Below are 14,211 nucleotides of genomic sequence, written 5' to 3'. Positions count from 1 at the left end.
AGTTGTCTGATTGGCGAGTCACTGCTGGACGATGTTGTGACGGAAGATAGATCCAATTGAACAGCTGATTCCCCTCCATCACCCTCTTGGCAGGTTTCGATTCACTCAGTGTCGTGCGGCAGCGGTACGTTTGCCTTTCAGATAATTCCGGTTTCCTCGTTGATATCGACAACACGCCGGTTGTGGCTATCTGTGATAAGTGTGTGACCGTTCGGAGGATGGTCGGCATCACTTGACCGTCTGAGGCCAACTCCTTACCCCAACGTTTGTATTTATCCAGATTCGATCCGATGGAATTTGACAATTCGATCCTGTTCGCTCTTTTGGACCGCCGCTCAACCTCGTCATACTATCGCTAGCGATCAGAAAACAATGTTCCCACGGTGAAAGTGACGACGCTAAACGAGAGAGTCTCTTATCGTCCTTGGCCTACACATCTCGGACCGGTGGAGATACGATACGAAGACTGGCCCACAGGTCGTCCGCCGGAATGCGGACAACCTGCTGTCCGTAGCTGCCGACTAAGCATTCCACAACTGGGTCACGACAGTTCTACGTGCTGGGCGTCGAGCCACTCATCTTACAGCGTGGGTCAAGACTGTTGACGCTAGTGCACAATGCACTTATCCGGATAAAAGACTACTCTCAGCGCTGGATGGCCGAGACTTCGTTCTCGACAACGAAGCGCTCGCTCGGCAACGCCGTACAAGCTCTCGGCTGGTATCGACAGTTCCGTGAAATCATCCTGATTTTAGCATCCTGAAGTTAAAATCACTCTGTGAGGCCTTGTAACCGTGACTCAGAATCTATTCATCATAGAAGATTTTGAAGATATCTGGCAAGCAGCACCCTTATGAACCGAGCAGGAAAAACGCCACATATCTAAGATGACGGATGCCGGCGAGGATATCACGCTACAGATGAAGCTGACGGCGGTGCGTCAAGTCGCGCAGTTCCGTCCAAAACTCACGCTGGTGATCGTACTCCTAGGAGGGGCTACCGCTTTTCTTGAGGGTATCGGGCTAAGTTTCATTTGGCCGATCCTTGAGGTTGCCCAAGCACAAGAACCGATTACCGAAGCTAACGGTCTTCTTGGCATCTTTCTTCGGGCGTACGCGCTCGTAGGTGTACCGTTCCAATTAGAATATCTGATTCTCGGCGTAGGGTTAGCGATGACTGTTCGATTCGTATCATCATTCTTCGTGGCTTGGTTACGATCAATCGTTCAGAAGACGTACGAAGAAGCACTCCGGACCAAGGCATTTGACTCGGCGCTTGAAGCGCGCGTGAGTTACTTTGATGAAGAAGGTTCCGATGATATCCTGAATGCGATTATCACGGAGACGCGATACTCCGGCCGGGTGATTGAAGCAGGGGTCCAGTCCCTTGAGACAGCATTTCTCGCGGTCGTCTACCTCTCAGTAATGTTTTATATTGCGCCCCGGATGGCGCTGTTTGCGCTGGTCCTACTCGGTGGAATAACGTACCTCCTCCGAGAAATTATCGAACCGGCATATACCGTGGGATCCCGAGTGGCTACCGCTAACGAACGCGTACAGGAGGCCGTGCAGGCTGGAACGCAAGGAATCCGTGATGTGAAACTATTTGGACTCTCTGATGAGGTGTTCGACATATTTAGCGAATGGATAGGAAAGTACCGATCAGCTTCGATCAATCTCGAACGTAACAAGGCAGCTATTCAGAATTTCTATGACCTCGCGGCAGCACTCTCACTTTTCACGCTTATCTATATCGGGTTCGCGTATAGTGGATTGGCACTCGGTGCGCTGGGAATATTTTTCCTCGCTATGTTCCGGCTCGCCCCCTTGGTAAGTCGACTGAACAATAAGATCTACAGCCTCGAAGGGAATCTCTCGCATCTAGTCCGGACACAGAAGTTCGTCGAAGAACTCGGCAGTCGCCGTGAAACCGATGGTGATTTGACACCGGGGCGTGTCTCACGGGTAGAATTTGATGATGTTCATTTTTCCTACTCGAATGACGAGCAGATTCTTGACGGGATTTCCTTCTCTATTGCTCGGGGAGAGTTTGTTGCGTTTGTCGGACAATCGGGTGCTGGAAAATCAACGATCGTTTCGCTTTTATCACGCTTTTATATCCCGGATAGTGGAGTAATCACGGCGGATGGCACACCCATTAATGAGTTTGATTTACGCGCGTGGCGCGATCGAATCGCTGTTGTTCGTCAGCACCCGTTTATTTTTAACGACACTCTGAGAGGGAACGTGACGGTGGGTAATCAGGACGCAACACACGATGAAGTAGAACGCGTCTGTGAAATCGCGAAAGTAGACGAATTCCTTGATGATCTACCGAAGGGGTACGACTCTCAGTTGGGGGACGACGGGATACGACTCTCCGGTGGTCAGCGGCAGCGTGTGGCCATCGCACGGGCATTACTGACAGATGCAGACTTCTTGGTGTTAGACGAAGCGACAAGCGATCTCGACTCTAATTTAGAAAAAGAAGTGCAAGCCTCAATAGAAGCTATGGATCACGACTACGGAATAATTACTATCGCACATCGGTTATCAACGGTGAAAAACACGGATCGGATTTATACGATCGACAGTGGTCAGATCATCGAAACAGGAGGCCATGACGAACTGCTAACTGAAGGGGGAAAATACGCAGAACTGTATGAGATCCAGTCACAAACGGTAGAATAATCGAAATAGTAACTTTACAAAATGAGATAACAAATATCAATAATATTTAAATTATGTCAGGAAGAAATATAGTTGATTTATCAACGTTAACGGCTGTAATAACGGGGAGTACTCGAGGAATAGGTGCTGCAACTGCGCGCCGACTAGCAGATATGGGCGCAAATGTTGTTGTCAGTGGCCGTACAGCCAGTGATGGCCAAGAGGTTGTGAACGAAATCACATCTGCTGGAGGGAGTGCAGTGTTCGTCCAAACCGATGTGCGAGAACCGAGTGACTTGAGGACTCTTGTTGAAATAACCGTGGAGGAGTTTGGAGGAATTGATGCGGTAGTCAACAATGCTGGGTTTGAAACTGATACATCCCCAGAGGAAGTAACACTCGATACGTGGGAAGCGATTGTCGAAACTGATCTCCGGGCTTATTGGCTTATGGGGAAATACGCCTATCCGTATCTCAAAGAGAGTGACGATGCCGCAATCGTTAATATCGGATCGAATCACGGACAGCTCACACAGCCCAAAAAATTCCCGTACAATGTGGTAAAGACGGCCATTGATGGACTGACAAGATCGATGGCAGTTGCTTGGGGTGCTGATGGGATTCGAGTCAACACAGTCGCACCCGGATGGATAGAGGTTGAAAGAGTCAGAAGATCAATTGAAGAAAGTGATAAGATTCATCTCGAAAAAATTCACCCGTTAGGAAGAATAGGAGATCCTACAGACGTGGCAAATATCGTCGTGTTTTTATTGAGCGATTTATCCTCATTCGTTACAGGTTCGCGCGTACTTGTTGATGGTGGACGAAGCGCTGTTTTACAAGATAATATGTTACTGAGGGACCTTGATGTTTCCCGGGATTAATTCTCCTCAGAATGAGTTAGTGATCAAAGCCGATAAGCATAGATAGAACCGTATTCAATTAGACACAACTGATGGTAGAAACAAGCATAGTTATTCGGTCATTTAATGAAGCGGAACACATTGGCGACGTTCTGGAAGCCGTCAGCGGACAGGAGTATCAGGACTTCGAGATCATTCTGGTTGATTCAGGATCGACAGACGGAACCCTCGAAATCGCTAAGGAGTACGTTGACAAAATAGAGTTTGTCGCCCCACAAGACTTTACTTTCGGTTACTCTTGTAACGTAGGATGTCAAGCTGCTGAAGGGGATTACGTTTCATTTCTTTCTGCACACGCAATCCCGACTGATTCCGAGTGGTTAGGGACTATGTTAGATCATTTTAAAGATGAAGATGTTGCGATGGTCTACAGTAATCAAGTGGGGATTGACGAAACAAAGTTTGCAGAGCGGCGGCTGTTCAACCAGTTATTTCCCGATGAGAGCAAGCGTCAAACGCCTCCGGATTACTTTGCTAACAACGCTAGTTCGGTCATCAGAAGAGATCTTTGGGAGGAACATAAATATAATGAATATCTGACAGGACACGAAGACATTGAGTGGGCCAAGCACTTTATCGAAAGTGGTTACGTCGTTATATACGAGTCCGACTCTTGTATATACCATATTCACGATGAAACCTGGGATCAGGTGTTCAGTCGTTTCGAAAGGGAGGCTTCAGCTGATGTTGAAATCGGTATCAAGCAACCGTCCGATAGGTGGGCAGAATATGCAAAGCTCCCGTATGATATCTCTAGAGATATTCTGTCAGCAATTGCTACTGGTGAGGCTGATCGATCGACGGTATCGGAGATCATAAAATTCCGCTACTGTCAGCATATCGGGACAGCATCGGGACTTATGTCCGACTCCGATTTAGAAGCCAACCGATATGAATACTTCTACGCTGGTGCAAACCAGAAGGTGATCATCGACTCGAACGGCAACGCGAGCCTTGAGAGTTCTCCGCTCCCAGAGGTGAAACCTAGTGAGGTCCTGATTCGTATCGACTACGCTGGCGTACAGGCGGATGATCGATCGGTTGACGGCCATGACCCGGAACAGTATCCGATTGTCCCCGGTGAGAGCTATGTTGGCACGGTAGTCAAACGAGGAGCAAACGCCAGTTCAGTTAATGTTGGAGATGTCGTTATTGGAAAGACAGAGTTCCCGTGTGGCTTATGCTCAGCCTGTAGCGAGGGAAAGTTTGAAGATTGCCAAGACCCAGTTAAACTTGGTGTAGATACGGATGAGGGACCGTATTCTCGTTTTATGACTGCTCCCGCTGATCACGTTTACCCGTTGGACAGTCATATCGATCCAAAACTCGGTGTGTTAGCTAGTCGAATGCGGTCTCAAATATCCGGTATAGAGAAAGCACTTGCTGTATCTCCAGAAAATCCAACGTGTTATATTATTGGAAACACACACGATGCCGAGCTTTGTGTTGAACTTGTAAAGAATCGTGAAGTACAGTCACAGCAATTAACCCTGAACGAATACATCCAGGGTGTTTCGGATAGCAATATGTCCTCGCCAGATATTGTGGTTAACGCAATTGAATCTGCGGGCGCATTAGAATCAATACTGGCATCTACAGAACAGGGAACAGTGATAACTCAGATCGGCGAAGTTGATGAGTTTAGTTCTTCAGATCTTGCTGGTAAGACCCTCATCCACACAGCACATACCAAAATGAACGACCTAAACGAGGTGACGGAGGAATTAGCTAAACTCGGAACGAGTGAAGTCGAGATAACCGAATATCCGCTCAGTCAGTACGACTCAGCGTGGGCTGACTCAACTGATAACTCGAAAGTTCAAATCATTTCGATCAGTTCCTAATATGTGATTTCTTTGTCAATCACCACTCCGCAATACTTCCATCTTCATAGCGCCATACCGGATTATGCCAATCTGTATCTCCATTCAATTTACGGACTTTCTTTTCGTTGATGCTCACTCCTAGTCCCTCGTCAGTCGGGATGTTTAGGTATCCATTACTCGGTGTGAATACTGATTTGTTTTCAACATAATCTAATATGTCAACATCCGTGTTGTAATGAATCCCCAGGCTTGATTCCTGAATAATTGCTGTTTGAGATACGGCGTCTATCTGTAGTGCAGCGGCAAGGGAAATGGGACCGAGGGGACAGTGCGGTGCGAGAGCAACGTCATACGCCTCAGCCATAGAAGCGATTTTCACGACCTCAGTGATTCCACCTGCATGAGACGGATCTGGCTGGATCACGTCGACGGTTCCATCCTTGAGAACGGGCTTGAAATCCCAGCGAGAGTACATTCGCTCCCCGGTAGCGATCGGTACATCTGTTGCCTCCGCAATTGTCGGTAAGACGTCGTTGTGTTCGGGAAGAATGGGTTCCTCAAAAAACATTGGATCATACGGTTCCAACTCCGTCAACAGCTGCCGCACCGTCGGCTTGGCGACTCGGCCGTGGAGATCCACCCCTATTTTCACGTCATCACCTACGGCTGAACGAACTTCCTTGAGTCGAGTAGCTGCCTCTTTGATACCAGTTGGCGTTTCGATTCGCTCGAATTCAGAAGTGGCGTTCATTTTGAGGGCAGTAATGCCCTTCTCAACAAGATCCGCAGCGTTTTCGCTGACATCCGACGGACGATCGCCACCAACCCAACGATAGTATTTGTTTTTATTGCGTCCCTTTCCACCGAGAAGTTCGTGAACTGGTGCACCATAGTATCGTCCTCGGATATCCCACAGAGCCTGATCAATTCCAGCTATTGCACTCATCAGAATTGGACCCCCTCTATAGAATCCACCCCGATAGAGCGTCTGCCAGTGTTTTTGTACGTTTCGTGGATCCTTTCCGACGAGGTACGCGTCCATTAATTCCTCGACAGCACTAATAACTGTTTTCGATCTTCCCTCGACTACCGGTTCACCCCAACCACAGATACCATCTGATGTCTCTATTTTTAAAAACACCCATCGGGGAGGGACGTCGAACAACTCGTAGTCAGTTATTTCAATTTGGCTTGACATATATAACCTCCTTTGCAAATTTATATGTATTAACTAATATCATAGTAAATTTTATCGTGCGTGATGGTTTCTGCTTATGATTCATAATCTATAACACGCCCTATGATTATCTCACACGTATGATTGTCGATGCCATTATTCCGGCTCGGATGGGGTCGTCTAGATACCCAGGTAAGCCGCTTTGCGATATTCAGGGGATGACGATGGTGGAACACGTCTTCCGGCGAACTTCGCTCAGCAACAGCGTCGATAACACATACGTTGCAACACCCGACAAGGAAATCAAAGAGGAAGTCGAGTCATTCGGTGGAAATGCGATTATGACCGGTAGCCATACTAGACCGGTTAGTCGAGTCGCAGAGGCAGCAAAGTCGACTGATGGCGACATTATCGTAGTTGTTCAAGGAGACGAACCATTGGTTTATCCTGATATGATCGACGATGCAATCGAACCGCTACTCAACGACGACGAAATCGGTTGCGTGAATCTAGCTAAAAGCATCGATGATGAGTCGGATTTCCGTGACCAAAATAACGTTAAGGTCGTCGTTGATCGAGACTGGAACGCACTTTACTTCTCCCGAGAGCCGATCCCCAATCTCCGAGATGTAGCATTCAGTGAGTTCGACGTATACAAACAGGTATGTATTATGCCGTTCCGGCGGGAGTTTTTGTTTAATTACCTCGAGTTAGAAGAGACACAATTAGTACTTGCTGAGTCGATCGATATGCTGCGATTGCTGGAACACGGATACAATGTCAAAATTGTCGAGACTGATCGAGACGTTCACGCTGTCGATACAGAGTCTGATCACGAGCGAGTGAATGAAATGATGGAAGAAGACGCGTTATTCGGTGAGTACTGAATTACCAATCGGCTACAATTCAGTCGAATCCAGTTGACGATGTACAAACAAGTCATAATTTGTGTATGGTTCGGAGAGAGTCTGCAGGTGGATATACTGAGACGAGATATTAGTTCTTATCAAGAATGATACATCGTCTTTCGAAAAGTGCAAAAGCAATAACACGCGATAGTACCAATAAGCAAAGCGGTTTCCGAAAGGGCATTATTAAGTGCACGGATCAATCATAGGTCATATGAATCATAGGTTATATGAATTATATAACAGGGTTATCGGTATCGTTCAAGAACAAGGTGTGGTCGAGCTTTTTAAACAATCTACCCATCACTTACATAATCACTATGTCGCACCCAAATTGCCGAGGACGACTGCAAATTATAATGGAATCAAGGTACAGGCAGCACGGTATTTTGATCCCTATCTCTCGTGGAGAAATAAAGATCTACCGAATTACGAATCTGGAATAGTTTCTGGACTCGAAGAGCATGTAAGACCCGGAGATCGAATTGCCATTGTAGGGGGTGGGTGGGGTGTAACGGCAGTCAAAGCCGCACAAGAAACTGGATCCACCGGAGAAGTAATTGTCTACGAAGGCTCGATTCAGGAAGTAAAACACGTCGAGGACACTATCAAGAAAAATGACGTTCAAAACAGAGTAGAAGTCATACATAGTATTGTTGGACCCCATATTAGTCTCCGTGGAAAACCGGGAGAGGCATCTCAAATTTCCCCTGAAGAATTGCCCGAGTGTGATGTATTGGAGTTGGACTGTGAAGGTTCAGAAATAGAAATATTAGAGAACTTATTCATCCGTCCGAGAGCAATCGTAGTTGAGACCCACGGAATAAATGGAGCTCCCAGTTCAAAGGTCGAGGACCTACTGAAGAACCTATCATATTCGATAACTTCGAAACAAATCGCTGATAAGGGCAATACCGAGATGTGCATTGAAAACGACATATATGTCCTTGCCGCCGTTCAAGAGTAGCGGTTAGTTTAGAGCGTTAGATCAGTCAGTGAATGGCTGAAATTGTGGAATAACTAGGAATTCCCGAAAGACCCGCTTAATGGAATTCTGATTTCCATTCGCCCGATTTAGAAGGCTGTATTGAATCACCATAGGTCAGTGTTCCGTTTTTACAGCACGGTTAAATTGACGACATACATCAGAGGGATTTCATAGAACAAAAATTTTAGATACGTCTCCGTGGTGGCAGAAACGGGGCACTGTTCAGATAAGGTCGAAAAGTGAGGCGGTCGTAGTTCGTTGGTGCCTATGCCAAAACCCAACCGCCTCATCGGAGGTAGCGACTTTCCAAAATTAGGTTTTGTGGAGCGAGAGGCGACACCCGAGTCGGCGATGAAGTTGGGTATCCAACTGCATTTGGCGGGACTATCGCTGTCGGATACCGTCTCTGTCCTTGCAAGCCTGGGTATCGATCGGTGTCGTTCCACCCTTCACAACTGGGTTCAGAAGGCAGATCTACAGCCTGCCGAGGGACAGAATCCGAATTACGTCACAGTAGACGAGACTATAATTCGAGTGAATGACCAGCGCTACTTGCTGTTTGCAGCGGTCGATCCTCGATACGAACCGCCTGCTACACCTGCGACTATTCCCGACCAGGACCCAAGCGCTGACCGAGATTTTCCTTGCGGAACTCCACGAGAAATATCTCGTCGACGAGGCGATCTTCCTGGTCGATGGTGCACCCTGGCTGCAGGCGGCCTGCCACCGCCACTCGCTCCGATTCCAACACGTCACCCACGGGAATCGGAACGCCATCGAACGTGTCTTCAAAGAACTCAAACGCCGAACTGAAGCCTTCGCAGACCACTTCAGACACACCATCCTGAAACCGCAGAAACGTGGCTCCAAGCGTTCGCCGTCTGCTTCAATCAGCTAATCTGAACAATGCCGGTTGTGTGTGCCCAACTTTTTTAACCAGCCAATCTGGACGATGATGCGCCCGGGCAGGCACCTCTCCCGAAACGCTACGTAGTTTGATATCTCGAAGGTATGTAAACCGTATCTTGCACTCAGGTAGTGTTCAGATAAGCTGGTTCCATACGAACGCGAATGATTTGAGCCAATCGTCGGCGGTTGCTGGATCGACGTGACTGAAACAGTTTGAGAACGAATCAGTTCGACGTTTTACCTCACGAAAGACACGTTCAACGCTGTTGCGATTTCCACGAGGTTCGTATCTGAAATCGAGGCCGTGTCGGTGGCAGGCTTCTTTCAGCGGAGTGGCGTCATCGACGAGAAATACGGCGTCGTCGACGTTGTGTTTCTCGCGGAGTTCACCGAAAAACATCTCTGCGAGAGCGTTCGTTCTTGTCGTTTCAAGCTTTGTATGGAGTAATTCGTTTGAATCGGGATCGACGGCGGCATACAGCCAATACTGCTCGCCGTCGATGCGGATCACGGTTTCGTCGACCGCAACGTGATCCGGCGATCGGCCAGTCTGGGGCTGTAGATCGGCCTTGTGAACCCAGTTGTGGACGGTCGACCGAGCGCGACTGACACCAAATACCTCAAGAAACGAAACAGTATTCGAAAGCGGGAGTTCCGCGAGATGCAGCTGAATACTGAGCTTCATCAGCAGCCGCGGTGTCGCTTCGCGTTCAACAAACTCTAAGTCGATCTCGTCTAAACATCCGTCGAGGCGGTCGTTTTCGGGCATAGAGCACTCAGAAAACGAACCGCCTCACTTTTCATCCTTATCTGAACACCGCCCACTCATCTATCATCAGATTGAATAGACGCTCGAAATCGGTCTTCAATTTTTTCCGTGATTGTTTGAAGAGAGTTGTTCCGTACCATAAACTGTTCATAAAGCATACCATCCTGTGATTGATAAAGGTGTGAGAATGAGTCTTGGTCAAATGTCTTCGAGAGGCTCTCAGGGTTATCGATGTATGGTACAGTTCCGATAGTTGCATACAGTGGTGTTCGGATATCAGGGGACCATTTGTTGTAGCATATCGTCGGGGTTCCGAGGATGACAGCCTCAATTCCGACATTCGAGCTGATGGTTACCATAAGATCGCTGTCGACGATGCTCTGATAGAGACCACCATCAGTAATCGAGATACGCTCTCGGTCTGCATCTGTGAGTTCGAGATCTGCTATCGCAGATTGGTAAAATATACGCTCTTCTCCAGGATGGATCTTAATGACAAGATCGTAGTCCGTCGCCTCCAGACCCGCACGGAGAACATCAGAGATGAACTCCTGCCGGCGTCCATCATCATACGGCTGTGTGCCGATTAGTATTTGACCAGTCTCAGATTTGGGATCCATCATCTGTCCCCGATCTCGAATGGCAAGATGTTTCGGTAACCCCAGCTCTGCGGATTCAATGTTATTGGCCTCTTGGAGGGGCACTCGCGTAATTGACCCCTCAACGAACCGCGTGTGTTTGTAAGTAACCTCCGCCGTTACTGGCTGGTGGAGAATCGTATGAGGAAGAAGGAATATCTCGACACCCACTTCTCGAGCCGCTAGGCCAATCGCTTTGTTGAGACCGTCTGAGGAAGGGAGCAGCAAGGCCTCATAGTCTGACTTGCTGAAGGCACGTTGTGCCGTCTCATATCTAAGACAGGAGGCAAAATTGAATGCGGCAGCGCGGTGGTATAATGACCCAACAGTTCGATTGAGACGGATTCCAGTTTCATTTTCGACCGTATCAATCATTTTTCTCTCTGTTTTGCGATGGTAGAGATCTTGGGCAAATTTGACCGCGAACCGACACTGAGAGAGAAAACCACGGCCTGATTCGAAGCAGTGGATCGGGACAGTCGGAATCTCGTCAGCAAACATCGATCGATAATTCAACAGATATGAAAGCGTTAGCACATAGAACGACCCATCGTATTCGATGTCGAAGTAGGATTCAAGTGGTCGGAAGGTTTCGGGACGAAATACCGGGTAGACGACAAGGATGGAAGCTGTGCCGGCCCGGAACAAGACACTCAAAAATAACGAACAAAATACGTCGAGGAGTACGATAGGGACCCACAAAAACGCGTTTCGCCGAACCGACTGATCCGATTTTGATTCTTTTGGTTCATCTCGGACGGTCAATTCAATACCCTCGTTTTCGGCTAGGTCGTAGAGCATATCGAGGTATCGTCCACCAACGCCGATGGCTACGACTCGATCCCCTTCGGCAATCTCATCCACGATCCGACGATACAGTAATACTAGTAACTCCATCGAATAAGGGGAGTGTTCGTGGAGACTTCCGCCGTCGTGCCAAATGTGGTGTCCGTATATTTCACAGACGGGAATGTCGTATTGATGATCAATATCAAGTTGGACCAGTCGACGGTGAGTGTCTTTAGCATCTTTCACGTCGAACTCCCGGATCTCCCGCTCAATAACGAGCGAGTTGTTCCGGCTGTCTGGTAGATCATCATCTGTTCTACAAATAACAAGATCGGCGGTTGATATTTCCATACTAGTTTATCTTTGCTTAACCATTCAGTGTTTTATCCATTTAAATGTAGCCCAGATCTTCCAGATGCTGTCTGGTACCTTCGTCCATAACGGAGTCAGAGCGTGTCGGCGAATTCTCTAATCCCGACAATAGGGATTGCATTTCTCTGCGGAGATTCTTGTTTGTATTCGTCTGTATCCACTCTTCATCCGCTGTTTCATACCCATATCCATCGGTCGTAATCACGCCGTTTAGTGGCGTGTCAAAGCGTGCAATATCGAATGTTTCATCCACACGATTAAGCAACCGTGTCTGGAGTCCGAACGACTGGGTGAGGTATGCGTCCGGTTCGGATCGGTTGTCCCCAACGAGTGAACGGCCCTGAGATTCGTTCGGTATCTTACCGAAGAGGTCAAGAATCGTCACATAAATATCAATAAGACTCACTAGTTCGGTTGAGCGGCTTCCAGAATGGTTTCCAGTTGATATTACGACCGGAACCTGAGTCAGTTCCGGGAATAATCCGTAGTTGTGGCCGAAATATCCGTACTCACCGAGGAGTTCGCCGTGGTCAGAGACAGTTATCACATAATCGAACTGCTCAATAAGTTCATCAAATAGAACCCGATACCGGTCAGAGAGGTACGTTACGGCACAGTCGTATGCCTCTTGAAGATGCTTTTCATTAACCTCTTTGAAAGTGTGCTCGATAGTAGGATGGTCAGGAATAGTGTCAGATCCAAACTGTGGAAGATATTCATCGGGGAGTCGAAGATACGGCGAATGCGCTTCCATTAGATTGGCGAAAACGAATTCGTCGTCATTGAATGATGACGATCGTATCCATTGGATTGCCTCAGAGATTCCGCTATCGGTTGGAGACCAAAGCCCTTCTTCATTTGCTTTGATTAACAGTCCGTACTTTACAGACTCAAGCGTGTTTTCAGACTGAATACAACCACGAATTCCAGCGAGATATCGACTAAAACCCCTTTCTTGGTCGTTGATCAAAGTATACCAATCGAAGGTGTGACCGGCTCGACATCGCATTCGGTAGTCACCGGTGAACTCATCGAATCCTCTATCAAAACGGAACGATGGTGACGCATAGGCGTTAGTAGAAAATGCACGGGTTGTGACACCGTCATTAGAAAGCTGTTCCACCAAGGTAGAGCCCGGGTAATTGAATGTCAGTGATTTAGAATTCACTCCGTGTTCACCAGGATATAGGCCGGTAAATAAGGAGGCATGAGCAGGCGCAGTCCAGTGGGTTGGTGACCACGCATTCTCGAATCGATCTCCCGGAAGCCAGTCGAAATGTTCGTCAAATGAATCTTTTCTGAGTGTATCGAGTACAACGAGAGCAACTCTAGTCACTTTGTTGTTACTCCATAGAAATGCGGTCCGATATTTAGTGTTAAGATAGTCATTGTCCGATGCGTGCGACAGGACACAGTCTCAGGATAGTAAAATCTGTCGAGATGGATTCTCATCTGATCACGTACTGGTCCGTGAACCACAATTTAACATAGGAAGTGAGATGGTAGTTTATCGTTTGGAGTATAGAGGCAAGAAGCAAACACTTGGAGCCCATTTTCGGCAGTTTGAGGATCGACGTGGCTGAAACAGTGTGAGGAAAAAGCACGGTGTCTAAGTTCTCGGAAGATTCGATTGGTAGTGTTCTAGTTTCTATTTCTTTGATTTGAAATTGGAATACACGACTAATCCCATCTGAACTAATTATTAGACCTTTCTATTGCAGAAGTATCACGCATTATTTATTAAACCCAAATAATTCATACAATTTTGTAGCTATATGACCGGATATAAACCCATCTCTTCCAGCAGCAGTAGTATGATTATTTCTAATTGCCTTGGGTATCGGTTCCTCTGATATAGTCATAGCACGCCCAATTTCTTTTGGAAAGTGACCATCACTCCCACCGGTCACTGGTAGGTTGTGTTCTTTCGCGAAAATAGTCGTGTTTAGTTAAGGATGAAGAGTGAGGCGGAGTGATTTCTTGGTGATCTATGCCAGAAATCGCCCGCCTCACCGGATGTACAGACTGGATTGATTTGGATTTTGTGGAGCGTCAGCGGACACCCGAGCGTGCGATGAAGCTCGGTATTCAGTTGCAGTTAGCGGGGCTGTCGCTCCGGAATACCGTCCCGGTTCTCGAAGAGTGGGGTGTCGAGCGCTCGCCGAAAGCGATCCACGATTGGGTGCAGAAAGCCGATCTACAGCCCACAGAGGGTCGAAGCCCGAATCACGTTGCTCTTGACG

General features: G+C 47.7%; 10 protein-coding genes and 3 pseudogenes. 8 read left to right on the top strand and 5 right to left on the bottom strand.

From position 1 onward, the window contains the following. Positions 1-326: 326 nt before the first annotated feature. The 4 genes and pseudogenes from BLU74_RS16055 to BLU74_RS16040 form a co-directional block, all read left to right on the top strand. Positions 327-792: pseudogene (locus tag BLU74_RS16055) on the top strand (transposase); the annotation flags it as partial. Between the two features lie 95 nt (positions 793-887). After that, positions 888-2,690: an ABC transporter ATP-binding protein gene (locus BLU74_RS16050; protein WP_089769193.1), complete on the top strand. Its 1,803-nt coding sequence runs from the start codon at positions 888-890 to the stop codon at positions 2,688-2,690. A 53-nt stretch (positions 2,691-2,743) separates the two neighbouring features. Then, positions 2,744-3,553 (top strand): SDR family NAD(P)-dependent oxidoreductase, encoded by an 810-nt coding sequence (locus tag BLU74_RS16045; protein WP_089769191.1) that lies wholly within the window; start codon positions 2,744-2,746, stop codon positions 3,551-3,553. A 71-nt stretch (positions 3,554-3,624) separates the two neighbouring features. Next, positions 3,625-5,436 carry a glycosyltransferase gene (locus BLU74_RS16040; RefSeq protein ID WP_089769189.1) on the top strand — a complete coding sequence of 604 codons (1,812 nt, stop codon included), beginning with the start codon at positions 3,625-3,627 and terminating at the stop codon, positions 5,434-5,436. 19 nt (positions 5,437-5,455) lie between these two features. Here the strand turns inward: BLU74_RS16040 and dgoD are convergent, their stop codons facing one another. Then, positions 5,456-6,616, bottom strand: a complete 1,161-nt coding sequence (dgoD, locus tag BLU74_RS16035) for a galactonate dehydratase (protein WP_089769187.1) — start codon at positions 6,614-6,616, stop codon at positions 5,456-5,458. Between the two features lie 119 nt (positions 6,617-6,735). Here dgoD and BLU74_RS16030 point away from each other — a divergent pair, with 119 nt between their 5' ends. The 3 genes and pseudogenes from BLU74_RS16030 (at position 6,736) to BLU74_RS16020 (ending at position 9,394) form a co-directional block, all read left to right on the top strand. Then, on the top strand, positions 6,736-7,482 hold the full coding sequence (locus BLU74_RS16030) for a 3-deoxy-manno-octulosonate cytidylyltransferase (RefSeq protein WP_089769185.1): 747 nt from the start codon (positions 6,736-6,738) through the stop codon (positions 7,480-7,482). A gap of 235 nt (positions 7,483-7,717) precedes the next feature. After that, positions 7,718-8,470, top strand: a complete 753-nt coding sequence (locus tag BLU74_RS18645; protein WP_139175878.1) for a class I SAM-dependent methyltransferase — start codon at positions 7,718-7,720, stop codon at positions 8,468-8,470. 288 nt (positions 8,471-8,758) lie between these two features. Next, a pseudogene (locus BLU74_RS16020) lies at positions 8,759-9,394 on the top strand (IS6 family transposase). A 139-nt stretch (positions 9,395-9,533) separates the two neighbouring features. Here the strand turns inward: BLU74_RS16020 and BLU74_RS16015 are convergent. From BLU74_RS16015 to BLU74_RS15995, 4 genes are all read right to left on the bottom strand, one after another. Further along, on the bottom strand, positions 9,534-10,169 hold the full coding sequence (locus BLU74_RS16015) for an IS6 family transposase (RefSeq protein WP_089769180.1): 636 nt from the start codon (positions 10,167-10,169) through the stop codon (positions 9,534-9,536). A gap of 56 nt (positions 10,170-10,225) precedes the next feature. Then, positions 10,226-11,947 (bottom strand): capsular polysaccharide export protein, LipB/KpsS family, encoded by a 1,722-nt coding sequence (locus BLU74_RS16010; protein ID WP_139175877.1) that lies wholly within the window; start codon positions 11,945-11,947, stop codon positions 10,226-10,228. Between the two features lie 40 nt (positions 11,948-11,987). Further along, positions 11,988-13,304, bottom strand: coding sequence for a sulfatase-like hydrolase/transferase (locus BLU74_RS16000; RefSeq protein ID WP_175454684.1), 1,317 nt, complete (start codon positions 13,302-13,304; stop codon positions 11,988-11,990). Positions 13,305-13,701: 397 nt separating this feature from the next. Continuing rightward, complete coding sequence (locus tag BLU74_RS15995) at positions 13,702-13,905, bottom strand: PHP-associated domain-containing protein (RefSeq protein ID WP_089769173.1); 204 nt, start codon at positions 13,903-13,905, stop codon at positions 13,702-13,704. Between the two features lie 53 nt (positions 13,906-13,958). Here BLU74_RS15995 and BLU74_RS15990 point away from each other — a divergent pair. Then, positions 13,959-14,211, top strand: a pseudogene (locus tag BLU74_RS15990) (IS6 family transposase); the annotation flags it as partial.

This window comes from Halobellus clavatus, from assembly GCF_900107195.1.
Classification (GTDB): domain Archaea; phylum Halobacteriota; class Halobacteria; order Halobacteriales; family Haloferacaceae; genus Haloquadratum; species Haloquadratum clavatum.
Note: the sequence above shows the minus strand (reverse complement) of the source record. Positions and strands in the feature narration are given on the sequence as shown.